We start from the raw sequence: 16,989 nt of genomic DNA, 5'->3' as shown, positions 1-16,989 counted from the left end.
CACGGTCTATAGATGATAGGTGACAAGTATAACAAGACAATTTTGTGACTGAATCAGACGAGCTTGATATCTGTTTTAACTCAAACCATTTTCAGCATTATATGATGTTCTTTTACAGTGACATTTCATTACAATATCACTCTCGCCATCTTGTTATGTTAGTTATTTATAACCCATTTTCAAAATAAAAGAGCTTAGGACATAAATCAATGTCCTAGGGTCTATAATATTATATTGGCAGTAGTTGACTGAATGAAAATGCGCTTGTAACAAGCTTTTTTCAATTCTAGTCAACCTTGCCGGCGGGGCCCCAACATAGAGAAATTGGATTCCCAATTTCTACAGACAATGCAAGTTGGGGTGGGCCGACGAAATAAATTTTGCGAAAATATCATTTCTGTCCCACTCCCAATGTGTGTGTTGAAATCATATATGGCATTGCATTTTAAAATATTTAATGAGATGACTTTGATTCATTATTTAGTGACTCGCGCATCTTTGTATTGATTCGTGTTGCGCGACGGAAATAGACGCTTTCAAATGAACTCGTTGTACCGATGTAATAGAAGATAAGCGCCACAATAATAATAACGATAAAGTCAAATGGATAGTGAATCATATTTAAGCCTTTAAATTCTTTGCTTCCTATAAATGACAGTATTGATAGCACGATTAAATATACAATAATCCATAAGCTACCACCAATTTGTTTCTTTGTATTACGCCAATTCATACGATATTCATAGAAGAAGTAGATTGGTAATCCAAGTATAATGATTAAAATAACTTCAGCCGTTGTTGGCCACATTGCCCAATATATAGCTAATGAAGCTAATACAAATGATAATGGCGCCATTACTTTTAAAATTTTTGCTCTAAATGGACGAGTCATTGTTGGTCCCATTTTTCTTAATGCAATCACTGTCGTTGGGCCAGTTAAATAGGCTACTAAAGTTGCAGTAGAAATAACTGCTGCTAGCGTACCCCAATCTCTAAATAACGTAACCATAATCATACTAATGATGGCATTAAAGATGATTGCTACACGTGGAATATGATATTTTTCATTCATCTTCCCAAGAAATTTAGGGATATGTCCATTTTTCTCCATTGCTCGTAAAACTCGACCTGTAACGGCGACAAATGACACGCCAGTACCGAATGGTGATACAAACGCTTCAATATATAGTAAAATTGCGAGCCAATTAATTCCTAATAAGATAGCTAAATCAGCAAATGGTGAATTGAAGTTGATGCCATTCCATCCACTATGTTGTAACATTGATTGAGGCATAGAAGTGATAAACGTACTTTGTAAAATGATGTACAACACTGCACTGATTGACAGTGAGATAGCGATGCCTCTTGCGATATTTTTTTCAGGATTTTTAATTTCTGAACCCATATTAATAATTGTCTGGAATGAATTGAATGAAAAAATAATCCCTGATGCTGTTGTTGCAGCAAAAATCGGTGCACTTCCGTAAGGCATAAATGTGCTTGCCGAATGGCCGTAATTTGAAGTGTCGAATCCTGATAACATCAACATGATGATGGTTAACATGGGTACGCCTAATTTAAATACAGAAATTAAACTCGTAAATGATGTTAAAAGTTTTACGGACCAATAGTTTAATAATGAAAAAATAACAATGATGAGATATACAGCTAGCAATCCGTATGTGCTAATAGAGCCATTTTCCATTAAATGTTTCATTGGTTTCGCCCAATGCCACGGCCAAGAACTCATATATTGAACAGCTGACACAGCTTCGATAGGTATTATTGTCACCAAAGACACCCAATTCGCCCAAGCAGCAATAAAGCCTAATAATGAGCCATGTGTATACTGGGCATAGTTACTCATGCCACCTGATTGAGGAAACATTGTGCCGATTTCAATGTAGTTATAGGCAATGGTTCCAATGACTAGGAATCCAAGAACCCATGATATGATAGCTGCTGGTCCAGCTATTGATGATGCTTCCCACGCACCAAATAGCCAACCAGATCCTATTAAAGAACCTAACCCTAATAAGACTAATTGGGATAGATTGATTTTGTCGTTGTGCAATTGCTTGTCTTTATTCATAAATACTCCTTCGTTATTGCCAAAAATACAAAAAATAATATGCGACAATTATACGCTTATTATAATAATAGTCAAATGCATTTTTTGTAAGAATGCAAAAGCATTTGTAAAATTAGTTTTTTATAAAATTAGGATATATAATACAATGTGTATTGAAAAATAAAATGGAAGTGATGACTATGAGTGAGAAACAACCGAATGAACAAGTTGAGGCATTTTTAAATAAAGAGAGTCAATGGCAAGAAGAATATAAATATTTGAGAGCGTTAATCTTTAATGAAACAGAATTAGAGGAAGCGTATAAATGGATGCATCCTTGTTACACGCTGAATAATAAAAATGTAGTACTTATCCATGGCTTCAAAAATTATGTTGCACTATTATTTCATAAAGGTGCCATTTTGGAGGATAAATATCATACACTCATTCAACAGACTGAAAAGGTGCAAGCAGCTCGTCAGTTACGATTTGAAAATTTAACAGAGATTCAAGCACGTACCGAAGAAATTAAATATTATCTAGCTGAAGCAATTAAAGCTGAAAAAGCTGGTAAAAAAGTTGAAATGAAGAAAACAGAGGAATATGTTATTCCTAAAGAGTTAGAAGCTAAGTTCGAAGAAATGCCACAGCTAGAGTCGTCATTTTATAAATTAACGCCAGGCAGACAACATCAATATATATATCATATTGGACAAGCTAAACGCAGTGAAACAAGACAAAAGCGTGTTGAAAAGTATATTAACCAAATACTAGAAGGTAAAGGGATGCATGATAAGTAATTAATGAGTAAAAGCATACCGGTTATACAACAACATACAAGATGACACGAAACAACCAATGGCTCATGCTGTTGGTTGTTTTTTAGGTGTGCCTGTCATGGGCAACACTTTGACGGTGGAATTCCGTTACAGGCTTGGGAGTAGGAACTGTTAGCAAAAGGCAAGGGTGTCTACAATGAATGATGAAGATATTAAAATATAAGGATGACTTTGTGGGTGGCGGATGGGCGTTTGTCCGCCTGTAACAATGGATGCGTGTGCATTATTACAAAAATTCGACTTTTGCGATAATATTTCACATTTTCGACACTTTTTTACTATAAAACAACCAATTGAGCGATAATAAATTCGCTTTTGAAAAATATGAGTTATCTATTTAGTTGCAAAAGATAAAATAATAATGTTTAATAACATCATATAGAGTATGTTAGTTTTAAATGTCGAATATACGAATGTGCAAACAAAGTAATCGGTAGAAATTCAACATACATAGCGCCGTTTACTGTTAAGTATTCACATTACAGATGAAAAATATAAAATTCTACATAATCAAGACCATGATGTGTACTTGTTTAACTTATGACTCTATTTGTTTAACAATTGCGATGATGGTCTTTTTATTTTATGCGTATCATTCGTCATATTTTTTATGAGGAAGGAGAAATGATTATGTTAAGTATTAAGCATTTAACGAAAATTTATTCTGGTAATAAAAAGGCAGTAGATGACATCTCTTTAGATATTCAATCTGGGGAATTTATCGCATTTATTGGAACCAGTGGAAGTGGCAAAACGACTGCTTTAAGAATGATAAACCGTATGATTGAAGCGACAGAAGGACAAATTGAAATTGATGGTAAAGACGTTCGGAGTATGAATCCTGTCGAATTACGTAGAAATATTGGCTATGTTATTCAACAAATTGGCTTAATGCCTCATATGACGATTAAAGAGAATATTGTGTTGGTACCCAAATTGTTGAAATGGACTAAAGAAGAAAAGGATAAACGTGCAAAGGAATTAATTAAACTTGTGGATTTACCGGAGTCATTTTTAGAGCGTTATCCAGCAGAACTATCAGGTGGGCAACAACAACGTATCGGTGTCGTAAGAGCACTTGCGGCCGAACAAGATATTATTTTAATGGATGAACCTTTTGGTGCATTGGATCCTATTACGAGAGATACGTTACAAGATTTAGTTAAAACGTTACAACGAAAATTAGGCAAGACGTTTATCTTTGTAACACATGATATGGATGAAGCGATTAAATTAGCAGACAAAATTTGTATTATGTCAGAAGGGAAGGTGGTGCAATTTGATACACCAGACAATATTTTAAGACATCCCGCAAATGATTTTGTACGTGATTTTATAGGACAAAATAGACTGATTCAAGACCGTCCCAATGACAAGACTGTAGAAGGTGTAATGATTAAACCAATCACGATACAAGCAGAAGCAACACTGAATGACGCCGTTCATATTATGAGACAAAAACGTGTTGATACTATTTTTGTAGTAGATAGTAATAACCATTTATTAGGTTTCTTAGACATTGAAGATATAAATCAGGGTATACGTGGACACAAAAGTTTACGAGATACCATGCAACAACATATTTATACCGTTCAAATTGATTCTAAGTTACAAGATTCTGTACGTACGATTTTAAAAAGAAACGTTAGGAATGTACCTGTCGTAGATGATAGGCAACGTTTAGTAGGACTGATTACGCGTGCCAATGTTGTTGATATTGTATATGACACGATTTGGGGTGATAGTGAGGATACAGTGCAAACAGGACATGTGGGGGAAGACACTGCGTCCTCAAAAGTGCATGAGCAACACACTACTAATGTCAAAGTACGTGACATAGGAGATGATAAATCATGATCGAGTTCCTACATGAACATGGTGGACAGTTGATGTCGAAAACACTGGAACATTTCTATATTTCTATAGTGGCATTATTATTTGCCATCATTGTTGCAGTACCTATAGGCATTTTATTATCAAAAACAAAGCGAACTGCCAATATTATATTAACTGTGGCAGGTGTCTTACAAACTATTCCAACACTAGCTGTACTTGCTATTATGATACCGATTTTTGGTGTTGGTAAAACGCCTGCAATTGTAGCGCTATTTATTTATGTATTATTACCTATTTTAAATAACACGGTACTCGGCGTTCAAAATATTGATAGCAACATTAAAGAAGCTGGAAAAAGTATGGGAATGACACAATTTCAATTGATGAAGGATGTGGAATTGCCATTAGCCTTACCGCTTATCATTGGTGGCATTCGTTTGTCGTCTGTGTATGTAATTAGTTGGGCTACACTTGCAAGTTATGTAGGTGCGGGTGGATTAGGTGATTTCATTTTCAATGGTTTAAATTTATATAATCCACTGATGATTGTAACTGCAACGGTACTCGTTACTGCACTAGCATTAGGTGTTGATGCCTTATTAGCTTTAGTTGAAAAATGGGTAGTTCCCAAAGGCTTAAAAGTATCTGGATAATTAGGAGGCTAAGATAATGAAGAAAATTAAATATATACTTGTCGTGCTTGTCTTATCGCTTACCGTATTATCTGGATGTAGTTTGCCCGGACTAGGTAGTAAGAGCACGAAAAATGATGTCAAAATTACAGCATTATCAACAAGTGAATCGCAAATTATTTCACATATGTTACGGTTGTTAATAGAGCATGATACACATGGCAAGATAAAGCCAACATTAGTAAATAATTTAGGGTCAAGTACGATTCAACACAATGCCTTAATTAATGGGGATGCTAATATATCGGGTGTTAGATATAATGGTACAGATTTAACGGGAGCTTTGAAGGAAGCACCAATTAAAGATCCTAAGAAAGCAATGATAGCAACGCAACAAGGATTTAAAAAGAAATTTGATCAAACGTTTTTTGATTCGTATGGTTTTGCGAATACGTATGCATTCATGGTAACGAAGGAAACTGCTAAAAAATATCATTTAGAGACAGTTTCAGATTTAGCAAAGCATAGTAAAGATTTACGTTTAGGTATGGATAGTTCATGGATGAATCGTAAAGGCGATGGCTATGAAGGGTTTAAAAAAGAGTATGGTTTCGACTTTGGTACAGTGAGACCAATGCAAATAGGTCTAGTCTACGACGCATTAAACTCAGAGAAGTTAGACGTTGCATTAGGTTATTCTACAGATGGTCGAATTGCCGCGTATGATTTGAAAGTACTTAAAGATGATAAACAATTTTTCCCACCTTATGCTGCGAGTGCTGTTGCAACAAATGAATTATTACGCCAACATCCAGAACTTAAAACGACGATTAATAAGTTGACTGGAAAGATTTCAACTTCAGAGATGCAGCGCTTGAATTATGAAGCGGATGGTAAAGGTAAAGAACCTGCTGTCGTCGCAGAAGAATTTTTGAAAAAACACCACTATTTTGATAAACAGAAAGGTGGTCATAAGTAATGGAAGGTGATTTATTACAGCAATTATTCAATTATTATGTTACGAACTTTGGCTATCTATGGGATTTATTTTTCAAACACTTATTAATGTCTGTCTATGGTGTGCTGTTTGCAGCTTTAATTGGTATTCCATTGGGAATCTTGCTTGCAAGATACACAAAACTTTCTGGATTCGTAATTACAATTGCAAATATAATTCAAACAGTTCCAGTCATTGCAATGTTAGCTATTTTAATGTTAGTCATGGGCTTAGGCTCAGAAACAGTAGTTTTAACAGTGTTTTTATATGCGTTACTTCCAATTATAAAAAACACTTATACTGGTATAGCTAGTGTTGATGCGAATATTAAGGATGCTGGCAAAGGTATGGGAATGACACGCAATCAAGTGCTACGAATGATTGAATTACCGTTATCTGTTTCGGTTATTATCGGTGGCATTCGTATTGCCTTGGTTGTTGCGATAGGTGTTGTTGCCGTTGGATCATTTATAGGAGCACCTACGCTTGGTGACATTGTGATTCGTGGTACAAATGCGACGGATGGCACAACATTTATTTTAGCAGGTGCGATTCCGATTGCTATCATTGCAATCGTCATTGATGTCCTATTAAGATTTTTAGAAAAACGATTAGACCCAACGACAAGACATCGAAAAAATCAATCTAATCATCGGCCGCAAAGTATTAATATGTAATAGTAGAAGATGTTTGTAATTTAGCGATTCCGTTTCATGGTTTATAAAAATGAGGCTACTCAAGGAGCTCAAATAATCTTTGAGTAGCCGTTTTATAGGTTGTATTTGTATGCGTTTACACTAAAATAGCAATTATTATCATGAAAGTTTTTGGATAAAAAGCGTTAATTATTGTAAAAATACTAAAAATTGAGATGTTTTATTTATAATTTTCTGCAAATTTATGATATTGTTTCTTAATATATCATATTAAAAATTTGTTTTTCTTAAACATAGGAGGCTTATCTAATTCATGGACACATCAAAACAATTTAGAGGTGACAACCGATTGCTTTTGGGTATCGTTTTAGGGGTTATTACCTTTTGGCTATTCGCGCAGTCACTTGTTAATCTTGTTGTCCCATTACAATCAACATATAGTAGTGACGTTGGAACGATAAATATCGCTGTTAGCTTATCTGCCTTATTTGCTGGTTTGTTTATCGTAGGTGCTGGTGATGTTGCTGATAAATTTGGTCGCGTCAAAATTACTTATGTAGGATTGATATTAAATGTTGTAGGTTCATTACTCATCATTATTACACCTTTGCCAGCATTTTTAATTATAGGTAGAATAATTCAAGGTTTGTCTGCAGCATGTATTATGCCATCCACACTTGCTATTATTAACGAATATTATATTGGTACAAGAAGACAACGTGCCTTAAGCTATTGGTCTATTGGTTCTTGGGGTGGTAGTGGTATTTGTACGTTGTTTGGTGGCTTAATGGCTACATATATAGGTTGGCGTTCAATATTTGTTGTTTCAATTCTATTAACATTATTAGCAATGTACTTAATCAAACATGCACCTGAGACTAAAGCAGAACCAATCAAAGGTATGAAAGCAGAAGCTAAAAAGTTTGACGTTATCGGGTTAGTCATTTTAGTAGTGACAATGTTAAGTTTAAATGTAATCATCACACAGACGTCTAATTTTGGTTTAGTTTCACCGTTAATTCTAGGTTTAATTGTAGTGTTTATCTGTTCATTAGTTGGTTTTGTATATTACGAAAATAAAATAAAGCATCCACTTGTTGATTTTTCAATTTTTAAAAATAGAGGATACAGTGGTGCAACTATTTCAAACTTCTTATTAAATGGTGTAGCAGGTGGTGCACTTATCGTCATTAACACGTATTATCAACAACAATTAGGATTTAATTCTTCGCAAACGGGTTATATTTCATTAACGTATTTAATAGCAGTGTTGTCAATGATTCGTGTAGGTGAAAAGATTTTATCTCAACATGGTCCGAAACGCCCACTATTACTAGGAAGTGGCTTTACAGTGATTGGGTTAATCTTATTGTCGTTAACATTTTTACCAGAAATGTGGTATATCGTATCTAGTATAGTTGGATATTTATTGTTTGGTACTGGTTTAGGATTATATGCTACACCATCAACTGATACAGCAGTTGCTAGTGCGCCAGATGATAAGTCGGGTGTTGCTTCAGGGGTATATAAAATGGCGTCATCATTAGGAAATGCATTTGGAGTAGCAGTATCTGGTACGGTTTATACTGTGTTAGCAGCTAATTTAAATTTGAACTTAGGTGGTTTCACAGGTATGATGTTTAATGCCTTGCTAGCAATTGTTGCATTTTTAGTCATTTTACTATTAGTTCCTAAAAATCAAACGAATTTGTAAAACTGAAATGAAAACAAGTTATTATGTAGGGATTTTAAAGGAAATTTTGTGAAAGTAAGTTTATCATACACACTTAATGTTGCGTATTGACGTTTAATGTTAGGTGTGTTCTTTTATAGACGATAAAAGCTGTGTGTATATTAAGCGAATGATTTTCAAATTGACGCTAATATGCGAAAGTAGTATTTTAAAAATGAACAACAACGATGAAGAGGGGTTTATAGGATGAAAATTGCAATTGCTGGATCGGGTGCATTAGGTAGTGGCTTTGGTGCCAAACTATTTCAAGCAGGATATGATGTCACACTTATTGACGGATATACATCTCATGTTGAAGCGGTTAAGCAACATGGATTAAATATAACGATTAATGGAGAGGCATTCGAGTTAAACATTCCGATGTATCATTTTAATGATCAACCGGACGAAAGCATTTACGATGTTGTCTTTCTATTTCCAAAGTCTATGCAATTAAAAGAAGTGATGGAAGCTATGAAGCCACATATTGATAATGAAACGATTGTCGTATGTACGATGAATGGTTTGAAGCATGAAGAAGTCATTGCGCAGTATGTTGCTCAATCACAAATTGTCAGAGGTGTTACGACTTGGACGGCAGGTCTTGAAAGCCCTGGACACAGTCATTTACTTGGTAGTGGACCAGTTGAAATAGGTGAACTAGTTGATGAAGGTAAAGAAAATGTTATAAAAGTTGCTGATTTACTTAACGAAGCGGAATTGAATGGTGTCATTAGTAAAGATTTATACCAATCGATTTGGAAAAAGATTTGTGTTAATGGTACGGCAAATGCATTAAGCACAGTGTTGGAGTGTAATATGGCATCACTGAATGAAAGTAGTTATGCGAAGTGTTTGATTTATAAATTAACGCAAGAAATAGTGCATGTAGCGACGATTGATAATGTTCATTTAAATGTTGATGAAGTATTTGAATATTTAGTTGATTTAAATGAAAAAGTTGGTGCGCATTATCCATCCATGTATCAAGATTTAGTTGTTAATAATAGAAAAACTGAAATTGATTATATTAATGGTGCAGTTGCAACATTAGGTAAACAACGTCATATTGAAGCGCCAGTCAATCGCTTTATTACTGATTTAATTCATACTAAAGAAAGTCAGCGACATGCACAGGATTAATTAGTGTTTTTAGGTATGATTGCAAGGAAATGACAATCACGTGATAATTACGGTCATTATTAAAATTGAAATGTAATAAATAAAGAACAGCAGTAAGGTACTTTCAAATTGAAATGATCTTGGTGCTGTTTTTCTTGATTGGTCTTCGTCATAATTCAGATTTGTCATAGGTCTACGACATACTACTAGCATTTGCTAGACAGTTTTTACGACGACACTTTGAAAAATTTTGAGGCAAATCATTTGGAAGTCTCACGTGAATTTTGTACACTCATCAAGCAAGTAATTATATTAAAAGACAAATAGAGAAAAGGTGTTTATAATGAGTAAAATTTTTGTAACTGGTGCAACGGGCCTTATTGGCATTAAATTAGTTCAAAGACTAAAAGAAGAGGGGCATGAGGTTGCTGGTTTTACTACATCTGAGAATGGTCAACAAAAGCTAGCTACTGTTAATGTAAAAGCATATATTGGTGATATATTAAAAGCTGATACTATTGATCAAGCGTTAGCAGATTTTAAACCAGAAATCATTATCAACCAAATTACGGATTTAAAAAATGTTGATATGGCAGCAAATACGAAAGTACGTATTGAAGGTTCTAAAAATTTAATTGATGCGGCGAAAAAGCATGACGTTAAGAAAGTAATTGCCCAAAGTATTGCCTTTATGTATGAACCTGGCGAAGGATTAGCAAATGAAAAAACGGCACTTGATTTTAACTCAACTGGCGATAGAAAAGTAACGGTTGATGGTGTGGTTGGTCTAGAAGAAGAAACGGCTCGTATGGATGAATACGTTGTTTTACGTTTTGGTTGGTTATATGGCCCAGGTACTTGGTACGGAAAAGATGGCATGATTTATAATCAATTTATGGATGGTCAAGTGACACTTTCAGATGGTGTAACATCATTTGTGCATCTTGATGATGCAGTTGAAACATCTATTCAAGCTATTCATTTTGAAAATGGTATTTATAATGTAGCAGATGATGCACCTGTTATAGGTTCTGAATTTGCAGAATGGTATAAAGAACAACTTGGTGTTGAACCAAATATTGATATTCAACCTGCGCAACCATTTGAACGTGGCGTAAGCAATGAGAAGTTTAAAGCGCAAGGTGGTACTCTGATTTATAAAACTTGGAAAGATGGCATGAATCCAATTAAATAATCGGTTTGTGAATATAGCATGTTAATAATGAAGACTTGTTCAAATAGCTAATCCTCATACATAAATATGTATGTTGCGGATTGATGGGCGATTGAACAAGTCTTTTTTATGGTTTCTTAATTGTCGTTGTATGTAGTACTAACAGAATTGTAATTAACATACTGAATAATGCAATAAATGTTGTAGTTAACGTTAATTTAATTTCTATTGGCAGCCAAGTTAGTACAAAAGACCAGTTATTGCTACCGAGAATGAGATATGGTAATGCATATAATATGAGTGCTATAGCGATACATAAACATAAAGTTAGCCAACTTAAAAATGTGGTAAGTTTTGATTTGCGCAGGATGATTTTCCCGTGACGCATTTGCCAAGCACGATAAGCCGAGAATATAAATGCTAATAAAATAAGTGTTGTCATCAAAACGGTAACAATATTAAATTGATCTTTATATTGATTGAGCATAGACGCAACTGTCGAATATCGCTTGTGATTTACAATTTGTGTGTTAAGATGCTCAACTAATTTGGGTACATATTCCGAATTTAGATTTGCAAGCACAACAATTCCATAATTTTGTTTTGGATTTAGTAAAATAAATGATGAAAAGTTATCGAGCGTTCCTGAATGAAACACTAAATGTTCATCATTATTGGTAAACCAGCCGGAAGCATATGCATTGGCATTAGGTTCACCAATTGTTGATGATAAATTTTTATGTGATTGTTGAACTAATGATTTGTATTTATCAGGTGGATTAAGTTGGAATTTTATCCAATGTTCCAAATCTTCAGTTGATGTCATCATATATGCTGATGGTGTATCCCAAAGGTTAAATTCAGGTTTAGAGACGACAGGTGTCGAACCTTGTAATTCGTAGCCAATAGCATCATTTTTTGATTTATTATTAGTTTGTTTGAATGATGTATGTGTCATATGCAAAGGCTTGAGCCATGAATTTGTAATATATTTTGTATAGGATTGCTTCGTAACGTTTTGGATAATTAAACCTAATAAATCATAGTTCATATTTGAGTATTCAAATTCTTCTCCGGGCTTATGATGTAATTCATCACCCATAATTGTACGGGTTACATCATTTAAACGATTATTTTTATTTGTTACGGCGTCTTCGCTTGTAATATCACTAGGTATACCACTTGTTTGAGCCAAAAGTTGCTTAATCGTAATAGTTTCATTTTGACCATTATAGTTCATTTTAAAATGAGGCACATGTTTGGATACGGCATCATTTAAGTTTAATCGACCTTCTTGAGCTAATTTTAAAATTGCAAGACCTGTGAAAGCTTTCGTATTAGAAGCAATTTCATACTTTGTTGTGGGAGAAGCTTTGACTTTTTTATCAACATCTTGATAACCATAACCTTTATTTAAAAAAACTTTGCCATTTTTTACTATTAAAATTGATGCTCCAGGAATATGTCCCTTTTGTAAATCATGCTCGATAATTGTATCTATTTGTTGTTGCGAATCATTGGTTAACCGTGTCTTCGTATTGCTATTAAATGTTATATATATAGCAATTGAAATGGCGACTAAAATGATAATAGAAATGGATAGAAAATACAGTTTTTTAGTAGTCATAAACGTTCCTTTTTATATGTTAAATTTACTTAAGTGCCTAATGAGATTTATTTTATTATACCAGTTCTATTGAATAAATTAATTAAAGAGGTATATTTACCATTATTTTTGACACCTTATATGTTAATAGGTGTATAATTACATAAAAAATATTAATTAACTCTCTATACTTTTTGGAAAGATAGGCGTATAGTGATATCCATCAAAAAGTATAAAAAGGAATAGGAGATTATGTTCAATCAATTTAAAAGACTTATTATAGGGCAACCTAAAAAAAACAGAGAACTAAAAGACGAAAAGATATCGAAGTTTAAAGGGTTAGCGATTCTTTCGTCGGATGCATTATCTTCAGTGGCTTACGGTCCCGAACAAATACTGATTACATTATCAGTAGTGGGTGCAGTTGCAACTTGGTATACTTTACCGATTGCAGGTGCTGTTCTGATCTTATTAGCTGCTTTAATTATGTCTTATAGGCAAATTATTTATGCATATCCTAAAGGTGGCGGCGCGTATATGGTGTCCAAGACCAATTTAGGAGAAAAATGGGGATTGCTTGCAGGAGGCTCATTATTAGTCGATTACATACTGACTGTTGCTGTTAGTATATCATCTGGTGCTGATGCATTTGTTGCTGCATTCCCAAGTTTATATGGGCATAAAGTACTGATTGCATGTTTACTGGTACTTTTTATTTTAATATTAAATTTACGTGGTTTAACTGAATCTGCCACCGTATTATCCTATCCAGTATATCTTTTCATTATAGGGTTAGTCATATTAATATTTATAGGTACTTTCCGTGTGGCGACAGGAGATATTCAACCACATATGCATGCATCAGTAGGAACTGCGGTTCCTGGAGTAACATTATTCTTGCTATTAAAAGCATTTTCATCAGGGGCTTCATCATTAACAGGTGTTGAAGCTATTTCAAATGCGGTAACCAATTTTAGAGAACCAAGTGCTAATAATGCTGTAAAAACGTTAATTGCTATGGGTTCAATTTTAGCGTTTTTATTAGTTGGTATCGTTGGTTTAGCATATGTTTATGGAATTATGCCACAAACGGAAACGACAGTTTTATCACAATTAGCTATGCAAATATTTGGTGATAATGCTGCCTTCTATTTTGTACAGGCAACGACCGTGATGATTTTGGTATTAGCAGCCAACACTGGATTTACAGCTTTTCCGATGTTAGCGGCTTCAATGTCTAAAGATAAATATATGCCTAGAATGTTTACTGTTAGAGGTGATCGCTTAGGCTACTCTAACTCGATTATTATTTTAGGTGTATTAGCCATTATTTTAATTATTGTATTTGATGGTATGACTGAAGATTTAATTCCATTGTATGCTGTTGGTGTATTTATTCCATTTACACTAGCACAATTCGGTATGGTTATTAAATGGATTCATGAACGTCCTAAGAATTGGTTAAGTAAGTTGTCTGTGAACTTACTTGGTGGTATCGTGACATTTATTGTTTTTATGATTTTACTCATAACTAAATTTAGCCAAGTATGGCCGATACTTATTTTCTTGCCGTTCGTGGTGATTTTCTTCTTGAAAATTAACAAACATTATCGAGATATCGCAGAACAATTACGTTCTGACATTGATGTTCTTAATGTGGACGTGGTAGATCGTAATTTAGCAATTGTGCCGATAACTAGTATTACAACAGCAGTTGATAAGTCTATTTATTACGCACAAATGCTTGCGAATAATGATGTCATTGCGGTACATGTATCATTTGGAGATGAAGATGAAAAAGCATTCCAAGAGAAATGGAAACGTCATTTCCCAGATGTAAGATTAGTTATTTTACACTCGGAATATCGCAGTATTATACGACCAATTTCACGTTTTATCGATAAGATTAATCGTAAAGCCAACGATCAAAACTATATGATTACAGTAGTGATACCAGAATTTATTACTAAGAAACGTTGGCATAATTTATTACACAATCAAACTAGTTTGCGTATGAAATTGTATTTAATTTATCAAAAGAATGTTAACGTATGTACAATTCCATTTAAACTTAAAAAATAGATTCTATAATCAAATCGGATTGATGAAAGGTTATTTACTTTTCATCAATCCGATTTTTTGATGTTGACTATAAAAACCCCGTACATATGAGATGATAATGACTTTGTCTCATATGTACGGGGGGTGTTGTTATGTCTTGCTTAATGTTTGGACTGTAAAGACAAGACAATTTCGTTGTAATTGATATTTTCTCGAATTTGAGCTGCAACGATATTGTTGATTTTATTTTTGCGAATTAATTCATCTAAAAGATGACGTTGTAAGTACAATGCTTCCAATTTGTGGTTGTGGAACATAGCTTGCGGTATGATTTGATTGCTATTTTCTTGACGTTCTTTTCGACGTTGTGCACGCCACTTTAATGAGCGACTCATATCATAGTAATGATTAATGACTAAGCTAACCTCAAGTACATTTGTACTATTTTGTTCTTCTTTTAAGCGTAAAATAATATTGTGATTCACAATACGCATAATTTTTTGAACATCTTTGAATGAATTTTCAAATTCTTGCTTCTTAGATTCTTTGTTTAAGGCTTTGTAGTGCTTCATCGCTTTAAGTCTAAGCCATAACATCTTGAAGAAGTTTGCAAATTTTTCAACAAATGAAGCAGTACGGTGTGTTTCTGTTAATTCGACAATATTGCGGTAATTATTTATATCCTGATATGTTGCCTTACCTTTATCAATTAAACGCTCAAGTGTAGATGTTTCGATTACTTTTGCAATATCTTCTAAACGTTTGAGTTCTTTTGTATTTTGATTATCAGGTTCTGAATTTAATAAAAATAACAATTCTCCATAGTATTGGGTTAATACTGGGCGATAATTTGTATCGTTTTTGTCTTTTTTACTTTCGTTTTTAAAATGCTGGATCACTTTTTGAACAATGAAAATTTTGGCAGATTGATAAGTCATACCTTTAAAAGTAGTATCTTCGGCAGATGGTGTAATTAAAGGTAAAACAATTTGCGCTAAGATTAAATTAATTAATACCATGAAAGATGCAATAAACAATAAATCATTACGGTATTCGAATGCTTGTCCTTTTGTAATGATAAATGGTAATGTAAGTGCCATTGAAAGTGAAATTGTACCGTGAATACCACACATGGTCATAATAAATGCGTAATGCACACGAGAAGGTGGTGTTTCATGTGAATCATGTTCCTCGTCTAGATAAGATTGTATATTTTTCGGGAAATAAAAATCTTTGTACCAGAAATAAACCCAAACAAATCGACATGCATAAATTGCAATAGCGATTAATATAGTGATCAATATTAAAAATGAAAAGTTGTCCGGCTCTGTTTGGAAAATATCTATGACTACAGTAGGAATCATAAAACCTAATACAACAAATACAAAACCATTTAAGGCATAACTAAATGTGTTCCAAATTTGATGGTAATTCATTTGTAGTTCCGTTTGTGCTCTAATTAAACGGTCGCGTTCTAAACCATGGATTAGACCTGCGATTACAACTGCAATGATACCTGAAGCATGAACTTCTTCTGCTAAAAAGTATACGACAAAAGGAGTTAATAATTGAATAAAAGTTAAGGTATTGTTATCTTTTAAACCTTTATTAGCTGTTAAGTCTATACGTATTCTAACGACAACGAATCCAATAATTGCACCAATAAGTACACCTAGTATTGTTGAAATGATAAATTGTTCAACAGCTTGGAATAATGAAAAAGTACCAGTTACTAATGCAGTAACAGCAATTTTAAATGAAATGATACCTGCTGCATCATTGAGTAAAGATTCACCTTCTAAAATCGTCATAGAACCTTTAGGTAATAATTTTCCGCGTGTAATAGCAGATACTGCTACTGCATCAGTAGGACATAAAATTGCTGCTATTGCAAAAGCGGCTGGCATTGGTAAGGCAGGCCAAATCCAATGTATAAAATAGCCAACACCGACTACAGTTGCAAACACTAGTGCCATTGACATTAATAGTATAGGTTTACGATATTCTAATAATTTTGTTCGAGAGACGTGGGTACCTTCCACAAAAAGTAGTGGTGCGATAACGGCAAACATAAATACTTCAGAATTGAATTGGAAATCAACTTGTATTGGAATAATGAAAATAACGACACCTAATGCAATTTGAATAAAGGCAGTAGGAATTTGTGGGAATCGATTATTGATAACCGAACTAATAATCACAGCAAAAATAAAAATTAAAAATGCTTCTAATAGTGCCATACAATACTCCTCAAAATTTTAAT

General features: G+C 33.8%; 13 protein-coding genes and 1 pseudogene. 11 read left to right on the top strand and 3 right to left on the bottom strand.

Going from position 1 to position 16,989, the window contains the following annotated elements; genetic code table 11:
- Nucleotides 1–454: 454 nt before the first annotated feature.
- Nucleotides 455–2,092, bottom strand: a complete 1,638-nt coding sequence (locus tag IDG45_RS01180; RefSeq protein WP_001030703.1) for an APC family permease — start codon at nt 2,090–2,092, stop codon at nt 455–457.
- Nucleotides 2,093–2,271: 179 nt separating this feature from the next.
- Here IDG45_RS01180 and IDG45_RS01175 point away from each other — a divergent pair, with 179 nt between their 5' ends.
- The 10 genes and pseudogenes from IDG45_RS01175 (at nt 2,272) to IDG45_RS01130 (ending at nt 11,080) form a co-directional block, all read left to right on the top strand.
- Complete coding sequence (locus IDG45_RS01175; protein WP_001291480.1) at nt 2,272–2,871, top strand: YdeI/OmpD-associated family protein; 600 nt, start codon at nt 2,272–2,274, stop codon at nt 2,869–2,871.
- 34 nt (nt 2,872–2,905) lie between these two features.
- Nucleotides 2,906–3,015: pseudogene (locus IDG45_RS01170) on the top strand (hypothetical protein).
- A 79-nt stretch (nt 3,016–3,094) separates the two neighbouring features.
- Nucleotides 3,095–3,214 carry a hypothetical protein gene (locus IDG45_RS01165; RefSeq protein ID WP_001807249.1) on the top strand — a complete coding sequence of 40 codons (120 nt, stop codon included), beginning with the start codon at nt 3,095–3,097 and terminating at the stop codon, nt 3,212–3,214.
- 326 nt (nt 3,215–3,540) lie between these two features.
- Nucleotides 3,541–4,767: a betaine/proline/choline family ABC transporter ATP-binding protein gene (locus IDG45_RS01160; protein WP_000948983.1), complete on the top strand. Its 1,227-nt coding sequence runs from the start codon at nt 3,541–3,543 to the stop codon at nt 4,765–4,767.
- Nucleotides 4,764–5,399, top strand: a complete 636-nt coding sequence (locus tag IDG45_RS01155) for an ABC transporter permease (RefSeq protein WP_000569109.1) — start codon at nt 4,764–4,766, stop codon at nt 5,397–5,399. Before IDG45_RS01160 ends, IDG45_RS01155 begins: the two co-directional genes overlap by 4 nt.
- A 16-nt stretch (nt 5,400–5,415) precedes the next feature.
- Nucleotides 5,416–6,357, top strand: coding sequence for an osmoprotectant ABC transporter substrate-binding protein (locus IDG45_RS01150; RefSeq protein WP_000721556.1), 942 nt, complete (start codon nt 5,416–5,418; stop codon nt 6,355–6,357).
- Nucleotides 6,357–7,052 (top strand): ABC transporter permease, encoded by a 696-nt coding sequence (locus IDG45_RS01145; RefSeq protein WP_000398173.1) that lies wholly within the window; start codon nt 6,357–6,359, stop codon nt 7,050–7,052. The genes IDG45_RS01150 and IDG45_RS01145 overlap by 1 nt, the downstream gene beginning before the upstream one ends.
- 292 nt (nt 7,053–7,344) lie before the next feature.
- Nucleotides 7,345–8,745, top strand: a complete 1,401-nt coding sequence (locus tag IDG45_RS01140; RefSeq protein WP_000381272.1) for an MFS transporter — start codon at nt 7,345–7,347, stop codon at nt 8,743–8,745.
- 225 nt (nt 8,746–8,970) lie between these two features.
- Complete coding sequence (locus IDG45_RS01135; protein ID WP_000684052.1) at nt 8,971–9,906, top strand: 2-dehydropantoate 2-reductase; 936 nt, start codon at nt 8,971–8,973, stop codon at nt 9,904–9,906.
- A 322-nt stretch (nt 9,907–10,228) separates the two neighbouring features.
- Nucleotides 10,229–11,080: an NAD-dependent epimerase/dehydratase family protein gene (locus IDG45_RS01130; RefSeq protein ID WP_000034523.1), complete on the top strand. Its 852-nt coding sequence runs from the start codon at nt 10,229–10,231 to the stop codon at nt 11,078–11,080.
- 106 nt (nt 11,081–11,186) lie between these two features.
- On the opposite strand, the gene IDG45_RS01125 is transcribed toward IDG45_RS01130, so the two are convergent.
- Complete coding sequence (locus IDG45_RS01125) at nt 11,187–12,686, bottom strand: serine hydrolase FLP (RefSeq protein ID WP_000208560.1); 1,500 nt, start codon at nt 12,684–12,686, stop codon at nt 11,187–11,189.
- A gap of 231 nt (nt 12,687–12,917) precedes the next feature.
- Between IDG45_RS01125 and kimA the strand changes: the two genes are divergently transcribed.
- On the top strand, nt 12,918–14,747 hold the full coding sequence (gene kimA / locus IDG45_RS01120; RefSeq protein ID WP_000483052.1) for a potassium transporter KimA: 1,830 nt from the start codon (nt 12,918–12,920) through the stop codon (nt 14,745–14,747).
- Between the two features lie 140 nt (nt 14,748–14,887).
- Here the strand turns inward: kimA and IDG45_RS01115 are convergent, their stop codons facing one another.
- Nucleotides 14,888–16,966, bottom strand: a complete 2,079-nt coding sequence (locus IDG45_RS01115) for a cation:proton antiporter (RefSeq protein ID WP_111063734.1) — start codon at nt 16,964–16,966, stop codon at nt 14,888–14,890.
- Nucleotides 16,967–16,989 lie beyond the last annotated feature (23 nt).

The sequence above is a fragment of the Staphylococcus sp. EG-SA-10 genome (assembly GCF_017151945.1).
GTDB classification, from domain to species: domain Bacteria; phylum Bacillota; class Bacilli; order Staphylococcales; family Staphylococcaceae; genus Staphylococcus; species Staphylococcus aureus.
This window is presented reverse-complemented; position numbering and strand designations above follow the sequence as displayed.

What these genes read in the sequence shown, in the direction of transcription:
- IDG45_RS01155 (WP_000569109.1), top strand. Translation starts at nt 4,764, where the DNA reads ATGATCGAGTTCCTACATGAACATGGTGGACAGTTGATGTCGAAAACA.
- IDG45_RS01160 (WP_000948983.1), top strand. Translation starts at nt 3,541, where the DNA reads ATGTTAAGTATTAAGCATTTAACGAAAATTTATTCTGGTAATAAAAAG.
- IDG45_RS01180 (WP_001030703.1), bottom strand. Translation starts at nt 2,092, where the DNA reads ATGAATAAAGACAAGCAATTGCACAACGACAAAATCAATCTATCCCAA.
- IDG45_RS01145 (WP_000398173.1), top strand. Translation starts at nt 6,357, where the DNA reads ATGGAAGGTGATTTATTACAGCAATTATTCAATTATTATGTTACGAAC.
- IDG45_RS01165 (WP_001807249.1), top strand. Translation starts at nt 3,095, where the DNA reads ATGGGCGTTTGTCCGCCTGTAACAATGGATGCGTGTGCATTATTACAA.
- IDG45_RS01130 (WP_000034523.1), top strand. Translation starts at nt 10,229, where the DNA reads ATGAGTAAAATTTTTGTAACTGGTGCAACGGGCCTTATTGGCATTAAA.
- IDG45_RS01125 (WP_000208560.1), bottom strand. Translation starts at nt 12,686, where the DNA reads ATGACTACTAAAAAACTGTATTTTCTATCCATTTCTATTATCATTTTA.
- IDG45_RS01150 (WP_000721556.1), top strand. Translation starts at nt 5,416, where the DNA reads ATGAAGAAAATTAAATATATACTTGTCGTGCTTGTCTTATCGCTTACC.
- kimA (WP_000483052.1), top strand. Translation starts at nt 12,918, where the DNA reads ATGTTCAATCAATTTAAAAGACTTATTATAGGGCAACCTAAAAAAAAC.
- IDG45_RS01135 (WP_000684052.1), top strand. Translation starts at nt 8,971, where the DNA reads ATGAAAATTGCAATTGCTGGATCGGGTGCATTAGGTAGTGGCTTTGGT.
- IDG45_RS01175 (WP_001291480.1), top strand. Translation starts at nt 2,272, where the DNA reads ATGAGTGAGAAACAACCGAATGAACAAGTTGAGGCATTTTTAAATAAA.
- IDG45_RS01115 (WP_111063734.1), bottom strand. Translation starts at nt 16,966, where the DNA reads ATGGCACTATTAGAAGCATTTTTAATTTTTATTTTTGCTGTGATTATT.
- IDG45_RS01140 (WP_000381272.1), top strand. Translation starts at nt 7,345, where the DNA reads ATGGACACATCAAAACAATTTAGAGGTGACAACCGATTGCTTTTGGGT.